This window comes from Mesorhizobium sp. M0991 (assembly GCF_040318915.1).
In the GTDB taxonomy this organism is placed as follows: domain Bacteria; phylum Pseudomonadota; class Alphaproteobacteria; order Rhizobiales; family Rhizobiaceae; genus Mesorhizobium.
In genome coordinates this window covers 231,048-245,733 of sequence record NZ_JAMYNE010000003.1, presented here as the reverse complement: position 1 = coordinate 245,733, position 14,686 = coordinate 231,048, and the positions used below count along the sequence as shown (strand labels likewise).

The window sequence follows — 14,686 nt, the reverse complement described above, 5'->3', positions numbered from 1 at the left end:
TGGCGATGACATCGTCATGAATTTCGGCACCACCCCATGATGAACCGTTTCGAAGGCCCCGGCGGCAAGGAAGCCCGCATCCGCTATCTCGATGGCGACTTCCAGGTGACCAGCCCCGGCGCCTTCGTGCGCTGTGCGGTGACCGGCGAGAGCATCCCGCTCGACGAGCTTAAATACTGGAGTGTCGCCAGGCAGGAACCCTATGTGAATGCCGCCGCCTCGCTGCGTCGCGAGATCGAAGCGCATCCGGAACTGCGCCGCCGACGCTAGTCCGACGCAAATGGAAGCCGCCCCGTTGCGACGCTTCGCGCCTGCCTCTGCCGCGGCGTCAGGCCGGCAACACCGAAACCTTAGAGATTATCCTGAAATAAAAAACCCGCCTCGAGGGCGGGTCGTCGGCGAATGATCACCATATTTAAATTAATAGCATAGCTGCCGGCACAAAGCAAGAACAAAATACGCTCGACCGGCGGAAAGCTGCAAATTCCGGTCCCGCATCGCCTCGGTGCTCGAGCTGCCGGTCAGCCTTTGAGCCGGCGCTGCCGCCAGGCATCCAGCGTCTCGTCGATGATGCGTTGCGGCACATGGTCGAGCTCGAAGACGGTGTCGATCTCCAGCACGTCGAGCCGGTCGAGGAATTCCGGCGGTGCTGCGCCGTGACGCAGGCGGGCAGCGTCCTTGGCGGTGGTAATGAGGCCAAGCCCGGCTTTACGTGCGGTCGCCGCCAATTCGGCAAGCTCGTCCGCACTGTAGAAATGATGGTCAGGAAATGGTCGGGTCAGCGCAAGCTCGCCGCCGGCCTCGGTTACCGTGTCGAAAAACTTGTCGGGATGGCCGATGCCGGCGAATGCCAGGAACCGCCTGCCGGCCAGCGTCACGTTGCTGCTCGGGGCAGTGTGCGCCTCGAAGATCGGCCTGCCGGCGCGCGCTGCCTGGCGCACGACCGTATCGGCCGCGGTGCCCTCGCCCATCTTCAGCAAGGCGCTGGTGAAGACCAATTGGTCGACGATGTTTGCCCGCAGCGGCCCGCCGGGGATGACGCGGCCATTGCCGATGCCATGGCGCGCGTCGACGACGACCAGCGCATAGTCGATGTGGATGCGCGCGCTCTGAAAACCATCATCCATGATCAGGAAATCGCAGCCGAGCTTCTCCAGCAGAAGCCTGGCGCCGGCGGCCCGGTTCGGCGTCACCGCGACCGGCGCGTGTTCGGCCAGAAGCAGCGGCTCGTCGCCGACATGCTTGGCGGCGTCGTGGTGCGGATCGACGATATGTGGCTGCGCGAAGGAGCCGCCATGGCCGCGCGACAGGAAACCGGGATTGAGCTGCATGCGCCTGGCCTGCTCGGCCAATGCGATCGCCACCGGCGTCTTGCCGGTGCCGCCGACGGTGAAGTTACCGACGCAGAGCACCGGCGCCTCGACTTTTTCGCGCGGCGCGTGCCGCAAGCGGCGACCGGCGACAAGCGCATAGACGGCGGAGAGCGGCGACAGCGCCGCGACCCGCCAGTCCGGCTCTTCCCACCAGAAGGGCGGCGCTTCCGAGGTCACGTCAGCGCCCGTTCGCGCCCTTCAGGCGCGACTTGACGACCAGCGGCTGGATATAGGGCTCGAGCGACCTGAGCGTATGTGCCAGCGCACCGCGCATCTCGTCGACGGTCGCCGCACCCGCCGCCATCATTTCGTGACGAGCCGCCTCGTTGGTCAAAAGGAAATTGACGGCGCCGGCCAGCATATCGCGGTCGCGCACCAGCTTGGCGCCGCCACTGTCGAGCAGACGCTGATAGGCCTCGCGAAAATTCTGGACGTTGCGGCCGGCAAGCACCGCTGTCTCCAGCATGGCCGGTTCCAGCGGGTTCTGGCCGCCCTCGGAAGTCAGCGAACGGCCGACAAAGGCGATTTCCGTCAGCCTCAGATAAAGCCCCATCTCGCCGATCGTGTCGCCGAGCAGAATATCGGTATCGGCGGTGATCCTGTCGCCCTTGCTGCGCTGCGCCAGCTTCAGGCCCATTCCGGAAATCTGGGCGGCCAGCTGCCCGGCGCGATCGGGATGGCGCGGCACGATGATGGTCAAAAGCCCGTGGTGGCGCTTGTGCAGCATGGCGTGAACTTCGGCGGCAACCGCCTCTTCGCCGTCATGGGTCGAGATCGCCGCCCAGGTCGGGCGGCCGCCGATCTGGCGTTTCAGCGCCGCCAGTGCCCGTTCGTCGACCGGCGGCGGCGCGGTGTCGACCTTGAGATTGCCGGACACGGTGACCGGCCGGGCGCCGAGCGAAAGGAAGCGCTCGCCATCGAGGTCCGACTGGGCGACGACATGGGCAAGATTTTCGAACAATGCTTCGGCAATGTTGGCGCGCTTCTTCCAGGATTTGAAGGAGCGGTCGGACAGCCTGCCGTTGACCAGAACCTGCGGCACGCGGCGGGCGCCGAGTTCCAGGATGGTCATCGGCCAGATCTCCGATTCGGCGATGATCGCCAGGTCCGGCTGCCAATGGTCGAGGAAGCGGCTGACCGCCGGCTTGAGGTCGAGCGGCACATATTGGTGGATGATGCGGTCGCCCAGCCGTTCTTCGGCGACCTGCGCCGAGGTGACGGTGCCCGTCGTCAGCACGACGTTGACGCCGTAATCGAGAATGCTCTCGACCAGCGGCACGACGGCGATGGTCTCGCCGACGCTGGCTGCATGGATCCAGATCACCGGGCCTTCGGGGCGCTCGCGTCCGGCGACGCCGTAGCGTTCACGCCGGCGAATGCGATCCTCCTTGCCTCTGGATGTGCGCCAGGCGACATAAGGTCCGACCAGCGGGTAAGCGGCGGCCCCGGCGAAGCGGTATGCCGTCAGGAAGGCGCGCGCCCAGCGCATACTCATTTCGAACCGTCCACAAGGCGATAGGCCTCGGCGGTCGCGGCATTGAGCGAGGCCGTGACCTCCTGGCGCTTGCGTTCCATTTCCGCGGCGTCTGCGTTGGCCGGCACGAAGACAGGCGTGCCGACGACAATCGAGGAGCGGCCGAAAGGCAAGTTGATCGTCGTCTTGTCCCAGCTGCCCTCGATCACCTTGCGGCGGCTGGTGGCTATTGCGGCAGGCAGGATCGGCCGGCCGGACAGCCGCGCCAGGAGGACGACGCCGAGCCCCGCATCGCGCGGCGTGCCGTGGGGAATATCAGCTATCATGGCGACATTCTTGCCGGTGGCGAGCGACTTTTTGAGGGCGATGAGCGCCTTGGCGCCGCCCTTGTCGAGATGCCTTGCGCTTTCGCGCCCACCAGAGCCGCGCACCGCCTCGATGCCGAATTTCTCGACCATCAGCGCGTTGAGCTCGGCATCGGCGCTGCGCGACACCATGGCAACCAGCGGCCGTCCCTTGGGATAATAGGCCGGGGTCAGCAGGTGCTGGCCGTGCCAGAGCGCGATGATGCCAGGCTCGAACTGCGCATAGGCGCCGCCGGAAAACTTGGCCGATCCGTCGACCATGCGGTTGGTCAAGCGGACAAGGCGGACGAAATACGCAAACAGGGCGGCAAGCGCATTCTTGACGAATCGCGACTGCGCCAGCGGTTCGCGGATCTTGCGCCAGAACGTCTTCGGCTTGCGACGTCTGACCGCCGACCGCGGGGCTGATCGCTTGACCGCTTCATGGTTCATCGATGTCAACCGGCAGCCTTGTTTTCGGGATCGAGCAGGCGGTGCAGGTGAACGACGAAGTAACGCATATGGGCATTGTCGACGCTGGCTTGCGCCTTGGCCTTCCAGACAGCGTGCGCCGATTGATAGTCCGGATAGACGCCGACAATATCGAGCGCGTCGAGATCGCGGAATTCGGTGCCGCCCAGCTTCTTGAGTTCGCCGCCGAACACCAGGTGCAAAAGCTGTTTCTTTCCGTCTTCAGCGGCCATGTCGATCCTTCACATATCGTGAGTTTGGGACAGGTCTAGACCAAAGCCGCCGACTTTGGAACTATTGATAGTCGTCAATTGTCCAGCCCGGCGATGACGCCGGCGAGCACGGCGAGAAGTTCGCCGCTGCCGGCGGCGAGCGGTCCGTGACGGATCACTTCGCCGGCATAGAGCGGCGCGCGGCCGTGCCGATCGAGCAAGGCGCCGCCTGCCTCGCGCAGGATGAGATCGGCCGCGGCGATGTCCCAGTCATGCGCGTTGGCCTTGACGAAGGTGGCATCGAGCTGGCCCCCGGCGATCATCGCCAGCCGGTAGGCGAGCGAAGGAATATAAGGCACTCGCTTCAGCCGCTTGTGCCATTTCGCCGGCAGCAGGTCGATCATCGGCTTCGGTCCGGCGATTTCGGCCGTTTCCGACGGCGGACGCACGCTGATGCGCTTGCCATTCAGGAATGCGCCCTCGCCCGGCAGCGCCCAATAGATTTCGCCCTTCGCCGGGCAGTCGAGCACGCCGGCGAGCGTGCGGCCGTTCTCGACCACAGCGACGCTGACGCACCATGTCGGCAGACCTTCGAGGAAGCCGCGCGTGCCGTCGATCGGATCGACGACGAAGGTGCGGCGCGCGACGAGCCTTACCGGGTCGTCGACGGTTTCCTCCGACAGCCAGCCATAGTCCGGCCGGGCCGCCAGCAAGGTCTCGCGCAGATATTTGTCGGCGGCGTGATCGGCTTCGCTGACCGGCGAGGTGCCGCCCTTCATCCACACTTGCGGATTGTTGTTGAAGTACTGCATGGCAATGAGCCCCGCCTCGCGGGCGGCGTCGCGCAGCAGCTGCAGGTCTTCAGTAGCGCCGGCCGAGACGGCCGGCTCAAGCTCCGGCAAGGGTCATTCCTTCGATCAAAAGCGTGGGCGCGGCAGTGCCGAAATTGCGGTCGAGATCACTCGCCGGAACCATGTTGAGGAACATGGTCTTCAAATTGGAGGCGATGGTCACCTCGGCGACGGGATAGGCCAGCTCGCCGTTTTCGATCCAGAAGCCGGACGCGCCGCGGCTATACTCGCCCGTCACCATGTCGACGCCCTGGCCGAACACTTCGGTGACGTAGAAGCCGGTCTTGAGCGACTTGATCAGTTCTTCCGGCGTATTTTCCCCGGGCTCGATGGCGAGATTGGTCGACGATGGCGAGACCGACGAGCCGCTGCGCGAGCCGCGCCCATTGGTGACGAGACCGAGTTCCCGTGCCGCCGAGGTCGACAAGAACCAGTGGTTGAGCACGCCCTTGTCGACCATGAACAGTTTTTCGCCCTCGACGCCTTCGCCGTCGAACGGGCGCGAGGCCTGTCCACGGCGCCGGAGCGGCTCGTCGGTGACGGTGATTGCGGCCGAGGCCACCTTCTTGCCCATCATGTCGCGCAGAAAGCTGGTCTTGCGCGCCACCGCGGCGCCATTGATGGCACCGGCGAGATGGCCGGCAATGCCGCGCGCGACGCGCGGATCGAACACCACGTCGACCGGCCCGGTCGCAGCCTTGCGCGCGCCAATGCGGCGTACGGCGCGCTCACCGGCCTTGCGGCCGATGTCTTCCGGCGCGTCGAGATCGGAAAAATGCTGGCGCGAGGAGAATTCGTAGTCGCGTTCCATGCCGGTGCCCTCGCCGGCGATCACGCTGGTCGAGCGCGAAAAACGCGAGGCGACGTAATGGCCGACAAAGCCGTGCGAGGTGGCGAGCACCAGGCCGCCCAGCCCGGCACTGGCGCCGCTGCCGGCCGAATTGGTGACTCCTTTGACGGCAAGCGCCGCCGCCTCGGCGGCAAGCGCTGCTTCCTTCAACTGGTCCGCCGATACCTTTGTGGCATCGAACAGATCAAGGTCGCGCGGCTTCTTGACCAGCAGGACCGGATCGGCGAGCCCCTGATAGGGATCCTCGGGCGACACCTTGGCCATGGCGACGGCGCGCTCGGCCAGCATATTGGGGTCGGATGCCGCCGTTGCCGAAACGCTCGCTACCCGCTTGCCGACGAAGACGCGCAGCGAGACGTCCTCGCTCTCGGACGCCTCTGTGCCTTCGACCTTGCCGAGCCGCACCGACACGCCGGTCGAACGGCCGCGCACCGCAACCGCATCGGCGGCATCGGCGCCGGCCCGTTTGGCGGCCTCGACCAGGGCCGCGACGCGGTCGGTCAGTTTCGCTGCGTCAAGCGTATCGGTCATGCGCATAATCCCGTTGCTTGCGGCCGGCTATAGGGCAGCCGCTGCTGCACCATCTATTGTCCCGGTGCGGCTTCTGCAATGGGAGAAGCGGGCAATCAGGAGGCATCTAGCCCCAGGTCGGCGCGACCGATCTAGAGCTGGTGCGTCCTTCTAGACGCACAAAGGACGGCTTAGATCTTTGATTTTGCACCTACGCTGGCCTGATCGGAAACAGACTCCTGATCTCAACCCGAAGGCGAAATGTTCGATTGATCAGGCGCGGAAGCGATCAGCCGAAAACGCCGCGACACGCGCTGGATCGCCGCGACCAATGATCAGCTCTGCAACCAGGCGTGCAGTGATCGGAGCGAGCGTCAGGCCAAGGTGGCCGTGACCGAAGGCATGGATCACCCTGGAGCTGCCGCGCGACCGACCGATGACCGGCCGGGAATCGGGCAGCGACGGCCGGAACCCGAGCCACTCGGATGACGGCCGGCCGAGTTGTGGAAAGAACTGCCTGACACCGCGGTCGAGCAGCGCCAGCCGGCGTGGATTTGCCGGCGCTGCAAGCCCGCCGAGCTCGACGGTTCCGGCAACGCGCAGCCGGTCGGCCATCGGCGTCATGTAGAAGCCGAGATCGACCGGACAGACCGGACGATTGAGCAGAGGCGGTTCGGTCGGGAATTCGAGATGATAACCGCGCTCAGTTTCGAGCGGGATCCTGTCGCCGGCCTGCATGGCCAATGCCCGCGATTGCGCGCCCGCGGCGATCACAACCGTGTTCGCCTTGATGCGAAAGCCGGAACCGCTGAGCCTGACACCGTCCGCCTCGACCCGCAGTCCGGTTATCTCAGCCTGCGCCACCGACACGCCGCGGACGGTCGCGGCATTGAGCAGCCGCCGCATCACTGTCTTGGGATCGGTGACATTCATCGAGTCCGGGAAGTATAGACCGCTGGCCCCCGTCGCGGGCAGGCCAGGCTCCAGCGCGGCGACCTCTTCCGGTGTCAGAACCTCTTGATGGACGCCAAACCCGGCGCGCAGCGCCCTGCCCCCGGCGGCCTTGGCGAAATCGCTCTCGCGACGATACAGGTAGAGACAGCCGTTGCGGCGCAGCAGGTCTGCCATGTCAGCCTCCTTCGCCATCTCCACCCAAGCCGGCAGGGCCTCAGCCAGAAGCCTGGCGAGCGCCAGCGCATTGGCTCGGGTGGCCGCCGGAAGCGACTGCCGCACGAATTGAACCAGCCATGGCGCAAGCTGCAACAGCGCCGGCCAGCGCAAGGAAAAAGGGCTTTCGGGATCGAGAAGCAGCTTTGGCAGCGCGCGCAGCACAGCCGGATTGCCCACCGGCATGCAGGCATATTCGGCAATCGTTCCGGCATTGCCGAACGAGGCCCCGGAGCCCGGCTCATTGGGGTCGATGAGCAGGACTTCGCGACCCTCAACTGCGACCCGGAGTGCCGTCGCAAGTCCGACAACGCCGGCACCGACAATGGCGATTTCGACCGTTTCCGACGTTGCCATCATTAGATCCTAGACGAAGCCAGGCAATTGCAGATGGCCGGCCGATAGCAATTCGGCCATGGTGTTCAGGGCCGTGCGCAGATCGTCGAGCGAGCGCGCGGCGCCGACATTGATGCGCACGCCGTGCTGTACCGGCTCGCGCCCAACCGCGAAGGCATCACCCGGGAGCACGGCAACGCCACGTTCCAGGCAGGTGCGAGCGAAACCCGCGCCCCGCCACGGCTCCGGAAGGCGCAGCCAGGCATGCGTCGAAGTGGGGTGGTTCTGGACATCGTAGCGGCCGAGGATTTCGGTGAGGATGGCCTGGCGCTGGCGAAGCTCCTGCTTCTGCGTTTCTATGATGCGCGCCGCCAAGCCCTCTTCTATCAGCCGCGCGCCGATCAGTGCAGTCAAAGGACTGATGCTCCAGCAGTTGATGCGCAAAGCCGCTGCGACCTGGCCGGCTATGGCGCGTGGCGCGATCACAAAACCGAGGCGCAGTCCTGGGGCAAGGCATTTCGACATGGCGCCGATATGGATCGTCAGTTCGGGCTCGAGGCTGGCAAGCGATGGCGGCGGATTGTCTGCCAGGGGGCGGTAGACGTCATCTTCGATGATGAGGACGTTGTGGCGGCGGGCGACAGCTATCAGCTCGTGCCGGCGCTCTTCGGATAGCGTGATGGTCGTCGGGTTGTGCAGGGTCGGGACCAGGAAGACCGCGCGTGGGCGGAGCTGCGCGCAGGCCGCGTCGAACGCGTCGGCCCGCATGCCGCCACGGTCCATCGCGACGCCTCTGAGGTCGAGCCCATGCACCCGGCACAGCGCGTTGATGCCCTGATAGGTCACTTCGTCGGCGAGCACGACCTCGCCCTGCCTGGTCACCGCGCCAAGCACGCAATCCAGCCCATGCTGGGCGCCCGCCGCCAGCACCACACGGCCGGGATCGCCTTCCCCCGCCACCGGGCGCATCCACTCGGCGATTGCCGTCCTCGCCCAAAGCGGCCCCTCCGGCGGATGATAGTCCTGAAGCGTGGCATAGTGCCGGTCCTTGGACAGGCGCGGCAGCAGCAGCCCGAGCGCATCGAGATAGGCCGAGGTCGCAGGTCTGTTGACGGAGAGGTCGATAACGCCGGTGTCGTCGCTCGGCGCCGACACGAAACCTGGCCTTTCGCCGCCATTGCGGGCCGCGACCGTTGTGCCGCGTCCGGGCCGCGCTTCGAGCAGGCCGCGCTGCTGCAGCGTCGACAGTGCGCGCGTCACCGTGGTGACATTGATGCCCAGTGCGCGGGCGATCTCGCGCTGCGGCGGCAGCCGGTCTCCAACAGCAAGTGTGCCAGCCGTGATCCGTTCGGCAATAGCGTCGGCAAGGCGCCGGTAGACCGGGCCTTCATCCGAGGCGAGTTGCAGGTCCTGAAGCATGCGGATTGGCGGATTCGGTGTGTTGACGCTCTGGCTACCGGCGCATCTAGCATAAGACAATGCTCCGGACAATAGTACTTGTCCGGTACATATTTCCAAAATCCGGCTGAAAAATCTCACACAATCCCGACGAAAGCCGCTTGACGGCCAAACTTGTCTGCATCTATGGTCCTTTAGAGATCGATTGTGTGAGCATACAAGTTTGGTTTGCCGCCTTGTGCGGCAGCGTCACGCGAGACCGACACATGCACGGCAAGCATCACCTCGTTTCAACAAGCAGCCTCTGCCGCAGCTCGACGGATTTCCGTCCGTGACCGCCGAAGCGACAGCCTTGTCACGCGACAGTGCCGAGCCTGCACGGGCAGCCGATGCCGGCAGCCATGGATTTGTCGAATTCATCGATGTCGAGAAATCCTATGACGGCCGCACCTTCGCGGTAACGCGGCTGAACCTCGGCGTTGCGCGCGGCGAGTTCCTTACCCTTCTCGGACCCTCCGGTTCGGGCAAGACGACGACGCTCAACATGCTTGCAGGGTTCGAACGGCCGACCAGCGGCGTCATCACGCTTGAGGGCCGGTCGGTCGACAGGCTGCCGCCCTACGAACGCAACATCGGCATGGTGTTCCAGAACTACGCGCTGTTTCCGCACATGAGCGTTGAGGAGAACGTCGCCTTCCCGCTCTCCGTCCGCAAGATCACCAAGACGGACGTTGCATCCCGCGTCGGCCGCGCGCTCGACATGGTGCGTCTGCGGCAGTTCGGCGACCGGCGGCCGGCACAACTCTCGGGCGGCCAGCAGCAGCGTGTCGCGCTTGCCCGCGCGCTGGTGTTCGAGCCGAGCCTGGTGCTGATGGACGAGCCACTCGGTGCGCTCGACAAGAAGCTGCGCGAGCATATGCAGCTCGAGATCAAGCAACTGCACACGATGCTCGGTGTCACCATCGTCTATGTGACACACGACCAGAGCGAGGCGCTGACCATGTCGGACCGCGTCGCCGTTTTCAACAATGGCGGGATTGCCCAGCTCGGTTCGCCGGATGATCTCTACAACGCGCCGCAAACTTCGTTTGTCGCAAGCTTCATCGGCGAGAACAATACGCTGCTCGGCAAGGTCGACCGCGTCTCTGGCAAGGAGTGCCGCGTTGCGCTGGACGGCGGCGGTTCGGTAACCGCGCTGGCCATCGGTGTTGCGGAGGGCGCGGCCTGCCATGTCGCTATCCGCCCGGAGCGGCTGAAGCTTGCGCCCGCTTCGAACGGAGCAAATGCGTTGGCCGGCACGGTCGATGGCCGCATCTATCTCGGCGACCACCAGCGTCTTCTGGCCAAGCTGGAAAACGGACAGGTGCTGACCGTCAAGGTCGGCCCCGAAGCGACCATGGGCAACGGGGAACCGGTCACGGTTTCCTGCACGCCCAACGACTGCCGCGCCTTTCCGGCAGATGCCGGAACGGGCGGTTCCATCTCGAAAACAGGGGAATAACAACAATGAAAATCACCAAAGCACGGCTGTTCGCCTTTGCGGCAGCCACAGCATTCATCACCTCAGGACATGTCGCCTTCGCCGACGAGCTTTCGATCATGGCCAGCGGCGGCGCCTGGCAGGATGCCCAGCGCAAGGCATGGTTCGAGCCGTTCAGCAAGGAGACCGGTGCCAAGATCGTCGAGCAGGAATATCTTGGCGATCTCGGCAAGGTCAAAGCCATGGTCGACACCGGCAACGTGCCGATCGACCTGGTGACGGTCGAGACCGCGACCGTGCTGCAGGGTTGCGACGCCGGCATTCTCGAGCGCCTCGACTATTCCAAGATCGCGCCGCGCGAAAAATTCCTTGAAGGCTCCGCGCTCGACTGCGGCGTCGGCCTCGACGCCTATGGCGACGTGCTCGCCTATGACCCCAACGTGCTGAAAGAGGCGCCGACCTCGGTGCTCGATATCTTCGACACGACCAAGTTTCCGGGCAAGCGCGCGATGCGCAAGTTCCCGGCGCAGAATCTGGAATGGGCGCTGATGGCCGATGGCGTCGCGCCGGCCGATGTCTACAAGGTGCTGGCAACGCCGGAAGGCGTCGACCGCGCCTTCAAGAAGCTCGACACCATCAAGAAAGACATCGTGTGGTGGGATGCCGGCGCACAGCCGCCGCAGCTCCTGGCATCCAAGGAAGTGGTGATGACCACCGCCTGGAACGGCCGTATCCAGAATGCGATCGACAAGGACGGGGCGCCATTCAAGATCGTCTGGAACAACCAGATCCTCGAATACGACATGATCGCCATTCCGAAGGGCGCCAAGAACCCAGAGCTGGCCTACAAATATCTTGCCTATATCAGCCAGCCGGAAAACAACGCCAAGCTCGCCAGCTACATCACCTACGGGCCGGTGCGCACCGATGCAGCTGCCTTTGTCGCGCCGGACGCGCTGCCCAAATTGCCGAACGCGCCCGACCATATGAGCGCTTATCTGGTCGCCGACACCGAATTCTGGGGCGACTATGGCGAGGATCTGGTCAAGCGCTTCAACGCCTGGCTCGCGCAGTAGGAAAAATGACGGCGCTTGAGCCCACGGAACTGGATCGGCCGCGCATCGAGCGCGACCGGTCGGCCGCCGATGCCAAGGCGGCGAAATCCGTCACGGCAAAACTTCGGCGCGCCGAGTTTGGCGACCGGCTGCGGTCGCTGGCGCTGGCGGCACCTTTGCTTGTGCTGCTGGCGCTGAGCTTCGGCATCCCGATCGTCCTGCTGCTGTCGCGCGCCGTCTATGATCCGACGATTGCCGACGCCCTGCCGCAGACCAGCCAGGCGCTGCGCGGCTGGAACGGCGCGGGACTGCCAGGCGATGCCGCCTTCCTGGCCCTTGCCGCCGACCTCAGGGACAATCAGGCCAGGGGCACGGCATATGAACTCGCCAAAAGCCTGAACGCCCGCCTGCCCGGTGCGCGCAGCCAGGTGCTCAAGACGGTACGCCAACTGGAGGCTGCCGACAGGCCGCCGCTGGAGGTGATGAAAGCCGTGCCGTTCTGGTCGGCGCCCGGCACGTGGCCGGTCATCGAGAGCGGCACCCACAGCGTGACGTCGTTCTACCTGCTGAGCGCGCTTGATCTGCGCTGGAATGCCGACGGCGGCATTGAAAAGGTGCCGCCGGAACAGGCGATCTTCCTGCAGGTGTTCATGCGCACATTCTTCGTCGCCGCGGCGGTGACGCTGGCCACGCTGATACTGGGCTTCCCCCTCGCCTACCTCATCGCCTCCGTGCCCAAGGGCCTCGCCGCCATCCTCATCGTCGCGGTGCTACTGCCATTCTGGACGTCAATCCTGGTGCGAACAGCGGCGTGGACAGTGCTCCTGCAGAAATTCGGCCTGGTCAATGATTTGCTGTTGTGGCTCGGGATTGCCGACGACCGGCTCGACCTGATGTACAGCCGCATAGGCCTGATCATCGCCATGACCCACATCCAGCTGCCGTTCACGTTGCTGCCGATCTATAGCGTCATGCGCACGATCCCGGCCTCGCAGATGAAGGCCGCCTATTCGCTCGGCGCAAAACCCTTCACCGCGTTCCGCCGCGTCTATCTTCCACAGGTTTTTCCGGGCGTCATGGCCGGTTGCCTGCTCACCTTCATTCTCTGCCTGGGCTACTACATCACGCCGGCGCTTATCGGCGGGGCAAGCGACCAGCTGATCAGCAATTTCATCGCCAACTACGTCAATGTCGAGCTGAACTGGGAGATGGCGGCAGCACTGAGCTTCATCCTGCTCGTCTTCACCCTGGCGCTGTTCGGTATCTTCGCCCGCATCCTCGGCCTCGACCGTCTCAAGCTGGTGTAGCCATGCTGCTGTCTCCCTATCCGACGACAGGCGAAAGAATCCGCATCACCCTGCTCTGGCTGTGGTGCGGCATGGTGATCCTGTTCCTCCTCGTGCCGATCCTCGTTCCGGTTCCCTTGTCGTTCAACAGCGGCGCCTTCTTCATCTTTCCGCTGGAGGGATTTTCGACGCGCTGGTACGCGGTCGTGCTCGGCACCCAACGCTGGCAATCCGCGATCGGCAACAGCCTGATCGTTGCGTTCGGGACGACGCTGATCGCGACGATACTCGGCACGTTGACAGCGATTGCGCTTTCCGACGAAAAGTTTCCCGGCCGCCGCATCGTCATGCCGCTGCTGCTGTCGCCCCTGATCGTGCCGGTGGTGATCACCGCCGTCGGCTCTTATCTGTTCTATGCCCGCGTCGGCCTAGCCAGCACCTATGCCGGCATCATCCTGGCGCACACGGCGCTCGCCAGCCCGTTCGTCGTTGTCACGGTGGGAGCGAGCCTCACCGGCTTCGACCGCAATCTGATGCGCGCTGCCGCCATCTCCGGAGCAAAGCCCATCACATCATTCTTCAGGGTGATGCTGCCGCTGATCCTGCCCGGCGTGCTGTCAGGGGCCGCCTTCGCCTTTGTCACCTCGTTCGACGAGGTCGTCGTGGTGCAGTTCCTGGCCAGTGCCAATCAACGCACCATGCCGCTCGAAATGTTCATCGGCCTGCGCGAAAAGCTCTCCCCGGCAATCACCGCCGCCGCCACGCTGATGATGGGGCTGTCGATCATCCTGCTCGTCGTCGCTAATCTTCTGGCTCGCCGTGGCAAGCAGCGACCGCGCATTGAGTAGGAATGTCCTTGCGGCGGTCGGGTGAAGGCATACGAGCCCTGTCAGGCGTCGGCGCTAGTCGAAGATGCGGCGTGTGCGACAGTCAGCCTGTAGAGTTGGGATCGGCTGGGTCCACCCACGGGTGACCCAATCGTGTCACCATCGCCGCGTACCCAACGGCACCTGCCGCCCAAAGGAAAATGCCAAGCTCTTTGACGGCGTCTTCGGCGATGTCGACCGCCGAACCCGGGGTAGGAAACAGCTCTCCCAGCTGGTCGATCGCTGCTGACATCGCGAGTAGGGAGCCCGCGGCCACAAACACGATCGTGCCGTCGAATGTCTTCCGTCGCAGCCGAAAGAACCAGAACAACCCTGCGACGGCGTAGGCAATCATCGTAACAATCTCTGGTATCGCAAAAACGGGCAGCACGTCCTCATGGATCAACAACAGGTCATCGAGGCCCATGACCAGGGTAAGGCCGCCGAGAAACGTGCAATCCCATCGGCGCGTGAGCAGACCAGCAAACAGGGTCGCCGCACCGGTGCCGATCCATAGCGAAGCACCTAGGGACGAAATCCACCCCGTATAGAAGCCGACATCGGCGGCTGCAGATGGATCTCGATAGAAGATCGTAGCGTCCAGACTAAGACTTTGCGCGGCGAACAGCGCGGCCAAGAGCATCACAACGTTAATCGCTGCGGCCGCAAGCATGACCAAGCGCCAGGACATCCTCCATTCGCCGCCATGCTTTGTGTCCAGCGCATTCTTGTCTGGCATTGTGCCGAAGCCCATTCTGAGTACGACGGCCGGTAGCTCCGCTGCGCCGAGCACTCCGCCAGCACTATGCCGGCCCGCCATGATGGCGGCAACACACGGAACGGTTGCAGCGCTTCGCCCACGATGAGGTCGTCGTGGTGGAGTTCCTGGCAATGCCAACGGCCTGCGCGAAAAGCTCTCCTGGCAATCACCGCCGCCGGCACGCTGATGATGGATCTCTCGATCATCCTGCTCGTCCTCGCTAATCTTCTGGCCGACGCCGCCAGCGGAGGCT

14 protein-coding genes are annotated in these 14,686 nt (G+C 64.4%); 5 read left to right on the top strand and 9 right to left on the bottom strand.

Features of this window, described 5'->3' with window-relative positions; genetic code table 11:
* The first annotated feature begins 36 nt into the window (after window positions 1-36).
* On the top strand, window positions 37-270 hold the full coding sequence (locus NKH70_RS06980; RefSeq protein WP_031211156.1) for a DUF2093 domain-containing protein: 234 nt from the start codon (window positions 37-39) through the stop codon (window positions 268-270).
* A 251-nt stretch (window positions 271-521) separates the two neighbouring features.
* On the opposite strand, the gene lpxK is transcribed toward NKH70_RS06980, so the two are convergent.
* The 8 genes from lpxK to NKH70_RS06940 form a co-directional block, all read right to left on the bottom strand.
* The gene (lpxK, locus tag NKH70_RS06975; protein ID WP_352911110.1) at window positions 522-1,550 is read right to left on the bottom strand and encodes a tetraacyldisaccharide 4'-kinase; all 1,029 of its coding nucleotides are present in this window, start codon (window positions 1,548-1,550) and stop codon (window positions 522-524) included.
* Between the two features lies 1 nt (window position 1,551).
* Window positions 1,552-2,868: a lipid IV(A) 3-deoxy-D-manno-octulosonic acid transferase gene (gene waaA, locus NKH70_RS06970; RefSeq protein WP_352714994.1), complete on the bottom strand. Its 1,317-nt coding sequence runs from the start codon at window positions 2,866-2,868 to the stop codon at window positions 1,552-1,554.
* Window positions 2,865-3,644 carry a lysophospholipid acyltransferase family protein gene (locus NKH70_RS06965; RefSeq protein WP_352911113.1) on the bottom strand — a complete coding sequence of 260 codons (780 nt, stop codon included), beginning with the start codon at window positions 3,642-3,644 and terminating at the stop codon, window positions 2,865-2,867. The genes waaA and NKH70_RS06965 overlap by 4 nt, the downstream gene beginning before the upstream one ends.
* 5 nt (window positions 3,645-3,649) lie before the next feature.
* Window positions 3,650-3,895, bottom strand: a complete 246-nt coding sequence (locus tag NKH70_RS06960) for a DUF4170 domain-containing protein (protein ID WP_352911116.1) — start codon at window positions 3,893-3,895, stop codon at window positions 3,650-3,652.
* Between the two features lie 74 nt (window positions 3,896-3,969).
* Window positions 3,970-4,776, bottom strand: coding sequence for a 3'(2'),5'-bisphosphate nucleotidase CysQ (locus NKH70_RS06955; RefSeq protein ID WP_352911118.1), 807 nt, complete (start codon window positions 4,774-4,776; stop codon window positions 3,970-3,972).
* Window positions 4,763-6,106 carry a TldD/PmbA family protein gene (locus tag NKH70_RS06950; protein ID WP_352911121.1) on the bottom strand — a complete coding sequence of 448 codons (1,344 nt, stop codon included), beginning with the start codon at window positions 6,104-6,106 and terminating at the stop codon, window positions 4,763-4,765. Before NKH70_RS06950 ends, NKH70_RS06955 begins: the two co-directional genes overlap by 14 nt.
* A 252-nt stretch (window positions 6,107-6,358) precedes the next feature.
* Window positions 6,359-7,609 (bottom strand): NAD(P)/FAD-dependent oxidoreductase, encoded by a 1,251-nt coding sequence (locus tag NKH70_RS06945; protein ID WP_352911124.1) that lies wholly within the window; start codon window positions 7,607-7,609, stop codon window positions 6,359-6,361.
* Window positions 7,610-7,618: 9 nt separating this feature from the next.
* Window positions 7,619-9,007, bottom strand: coding sequence for an aminotransferase-like domain-containing protein (locus NKH70_RS06940; protein WP_352911126.1), 1,389 nt, complete (start codon window positions 9,005-9,007; stop codon window positions 7,619-7,621).
* 310 nt (window positions 9,008-9,317) lie between these two features.
* Here NKH70_RS06940 and NKH70_RS06935 point away from each other — a divergent pair, with 310 nt between their 5' ends.
* The 4 genes from NKH70_RS06935 to NKH70_RS06920 are packed head-to-tail and all read left to right on the top strand — an operon-like array spanning window position 9,318 to window position 13,655.
* Window positions 9,318-10,487 carry an ABC transporter ATP-binding protein gene (locus tag NKH70_RS06935; RefSeq protein ID WP_352911128.1) on the top strand — a complete coding sequence of 390 codons (1,170 nt, stop codon included), beginning with the start codon at window positions 9,318-9,320 and terminating at the stop codon, window positions 10,485-10,487.
* Window positions 10,488-10,492: 5 nt separating this feature from the next.
* Window positions 10,493-11,542: an ABC transporter substrate-binding protein gene (locus tag NKH70_RS06930; RefSeq protein ID WP_352911130.1), complete on the top strand. Its 1,050-nt coding sequence runs from the start codon at window positions 10,493-10,495 to the stop codon at window positions 11,540-11,542.
* A gap of 5 nt (window positions 11,543-11,547) precedes the next feature.
* Window positions 11,548-12,828: an ABC transporter permease gene (locus NKH70_RS06925; RefSeq protein WP_352911132.1), complete on the top strand. Its 1,281-nt coding sequence runs from the start codon at window positions 11,548-11,550 to the stop codon at window positions 12,826-12,828.
* Window positions 12,829-12,830: 2 nt separating this feature from the next.
* Window positions 12,831-13,655: an ABC transporter permease gene (locus NKH70_RS06920; protein ID WP_352911135.1), complete on the top strand. Its 825-nt coding sequence runs from the start codon at window positions 12,831-12,833 to the stop codon at window positions 13,653-13,655.
* Window positions 13,656-13,737: 82 nt separating this feature from the next.
* On the opposite strand, the gene NKH70_RS06915 is transcribed toward NKH70_RS06920, so the two are convergent.
* Entirely contained in the window at window positions 13,738-14,412 is a 675-nt protein-coding gene (locus NKH70_RS06915) for a DUF8692 domain-containing protein (protein ID WP_352977375.1), read from the bottom strand.
* Between the last annotated feature and the right edge of the window lie 274 nt (window positions 14,413-14,686).

What these genes read in the sequence shown, in the direction of transcription:
- NKH70_RS06945 (WP_352911124.1), bottom strand. Translation starts at nt 7,609, where the DNA reads ATGGCAACGTCGGAAACGGTCGAAATCGCCATTGTCGGTGCCGGCGTT.
- NKH70_RS06940 (WP_352911126.1), bottom strand. Translation starts at nt 9,007, where the DNA reads ATGCTTCAGGACCTGCAACTCGCCTCGGATGAAGGCCCGGTCTACCGG.
- NKH70_RS06980 (WP_031211156.1), top strand. Translation starts at nt 37, where the DNA reads ATGATGAACCGTTTCGAAGGCCCCGGCGGCAAGGAAGCCCGCATCCGC.
- waaA (WP_352714994.1), bottom strand. Translation starts at nt 2,868, where the DNA reads ATGAGTATGCGCTGGGCGCGCGCCTTCCTGACGGCATACCGCTTCGCC.
- NKH70_RS06950 (WP_352911121.1), bottom strand. Translation starts at nt 6,106, where the DNA reads ATGACCGATACGCTTGACGCAGCGAAACTGACCGACCGCGTCGCGGCC.
- NKH70_RS06960 (WP_352911116.1), bottom strand. Translation starts at nt 3,895, where the DNA reads ATGGCCGCTGAAGACGGAAAGAAACAGCTTTTGCACCTGGTGTTCGGC.
- NKH70_RS06925 (WP_352911132.1), top strand. Translation starts at nt 11,548, where the DNA reads ATGACGGCGCTTGAGCCCACGGAACTGGATCGGCCGCGCATCGAGCGC.
- NKH70_RS06915 (WP_352977375.1), bottom strand. Translation starts at nt 14,412, where the DNA reads ATGCCAGACAAGAATGCGCTGGACACAAAGCATGGCGGCGAATGGAGG.
- NKH70_RS06965 (WP_352911113.1), bottom strand. Translation starts at nt 3,644, where the DNA reads ATGAACCATGAAGCGGTCAAGCGATCAGCCCCGCGGTCGGCGGTCAGA.
- NKH70_RS06920 (WP_352911135.1), top strand. Translation starts at nt 12,831, where the DNA reads ATGCTGCTGTCTCCCTATCCGACGACAGGCGAAAGAATCCGCATCACC.
- NKH70_RS06930 (WP_352911130.1), top strand. Translation starts at nt 10,493, where the DNA reads ATGAAAATCACCAAAGCACGGCTGTTCGCCTTTGCGGCAGCCACAGCA.